This window comes from Spiroplasma sp. hyd1, assembly GCF_016082235.1.
GTDB classification, from domain to species: Bacteria; Bacillota_I; Bacilli_A; order Mycoplasmatales; family Mycoplasmataceae; genus Spiroplasma; species Spiroplasma poulsonii.
In genome coordinates this window covers 1-2,031 of record NZ_JXYY01000097.1, presented here as the reverse complement: position 1 = coordinate 2,031, position 2,031 = coordinate 1, and the positions used below count along the sequence as shown (strand labels likewise).

2 protein-coding genes are annotated in these 2,031 nt (G+C 24.5%); both read right to left on the bottom strand.

The window, feature by feature from the left end; genetic code table 4:
• Positions 1-1,586: FtsX-like permease family protein (locus TS70_RS06410; protein ID WP_198049764.1), on the bottom strand; the 1,586-nt coding region annotated here is incomplete at its 3' end.
• A 44-nt stretch (positions 1,587-1,630) separates the two neighbouring features.
• The coding region (locus tag TS70_RS06405) for a hypothetical protein (protein WP_198049763.1) at positions 1,631-2,031 on the bottom strand (401 nt) is incomplete at its 5' end.

Here is a 2,031-nt window from a genome sequence, read left to right as displayed (position 1 = left end):
ACAAATATTTGCAATTTTTTAACAAGTAATGCAAGAAGTCTAATATATAAAAATGTTGTAATATATGAAGCAATCGTAAAGAAAACAGGAACAACTATAAAAATTATTGTCATAAATCCTCATCCTGCATAAACCTTATCATAACTAATCGTTACCATTGTTTCAAATTGTCCATACATGTAAATTTGCAATGGAATTGAAAGTAAATATCCAAAAATTAAACCACCCATAATTGTTATTAATGTTTTAACAGTGAAAATTCACACCAACTCACTAGTACGATATCCTAGTGCTTTAAAAATCCCTAATTGTTTTCTTGTTTTGTTCATTTCTTTTTTCATAACAAAACTAATAAAAATAAATGCTAAAACAATCATTCCAATTCCTAATAAGGTATAAATTGTTGTTGTTACTTTCATTGAACTGATCTTTGAAATTGGTCCTAATGAATTATATGCCATTAGAACACCACTACTTGCTAAATAAACTGATTTATCAAAATTATTTTTTTGGGTAAAAACATTGCGTAAAGTAGTAAATGATGAATTGTTCAAAAAATTAACTTTTTGATTTATGCCAAAATTAAAACCTTTTGGTTTGTTTTGGTTTAGTCAAACATTTTGATACATTTTATTTAAAATATTATCATTAATAAAAACTGCAGCATATTTAGAAGGATCCCCCGTCATTGAAAAGTAATCAGATTGTGATAAGGTATCTACTTTCGTTCCAAAACCACTAATAACTGGTTCTTTTAATTCTGGAACTAATGTTCCTAAATTATAAAAATTAATTTTATCATTTAACTGATAATTATTATCTTTTGCAAATTTATCAGTAACAACAATTTCATTATCTTGTGTTTTATTTTCTCCTTTTAGCATAACTGGGTTATCAACTCATTTTCCTAAAGTGGGATTAATTTTTTTAGTTCCACTTGTAATGTAATAATAACCATCTGGTGTGATTGTAGTTGGAGTTCCATATGATTCATAATAAAATTCTAAATCAACTGATAATGCAAACTGATTTTGATAGGTCTCCATAATCTTATTATTAACATAGTAAGATGCATCATTATAATAGTTTTTAATAATATTTTTAAAAACATCATTAAAAACTTCACTAGCTAATAATGTTTTTCCCCCATAACTAAGATCTGTTGGTGTTTCGGGATAATTAAAGTAATTATTTAGAATATTTTTTAAATCTTCTCCCCATGCCAATTGATTTTCAACATTCCCAATTGGATCATTATCTTTACTCTTTAAAGCATCATAACCAACTTGTGATAAAATCCCTAACCCATTTGGGTCTTTAATTGGTGCTAAATTATAGGCTGTTGATTCAGCAACAAAATAACTATAAGTAAACTCATTTTCAAATTTACTTGGTGAACTAATTAAACTATAGTTCCAAGTATTTGTTGCCTGATTAATACTTTTATTTTTACCTGATAACTGTAATGTTGATGCTAAAATCCCAATTACTGCTAAAGATAAAATTGTTACAAATAAAATTAAACCCAATGACTCAATTCATTGTTTAAGATAGGTTCTAATGTAACTTTTTAAAACTTTCTTCATTTTTTTCCTCTTTTCTTAAATTTTTATTTAAAAAATAAGAAAAATTAATTTCGTAGTGTTAACTTTCAACCATTAATAATAATTTTTGTTTCCTTAATACTATTATCGTTTTGTGTTAGTAACAACAATTCACAATTTTCGTTAATATTATATTCATCCGTTAGATTAACTTTACTATTTTTATCATTAATTAACTTATTAAGATAAATTAAAAAGAAATCCATTGCATATGTTGTTGCTAACGTTTTTGTGGTTGCTTGTTGCATTTTTAGTAAGAAAAAAAGAGTTTTTTCCATTTTATTAGTGCTAAACTTAATAATTGCTTTTTGTAGTAAATTTAAAAAACATAATTTTATTGTTAATAAAAAAACAAGCATAAAACATAATACTAATATACTACGTAAAATATTAGTTAAAACATTAAATAAAATAAAATTTAAAAAAT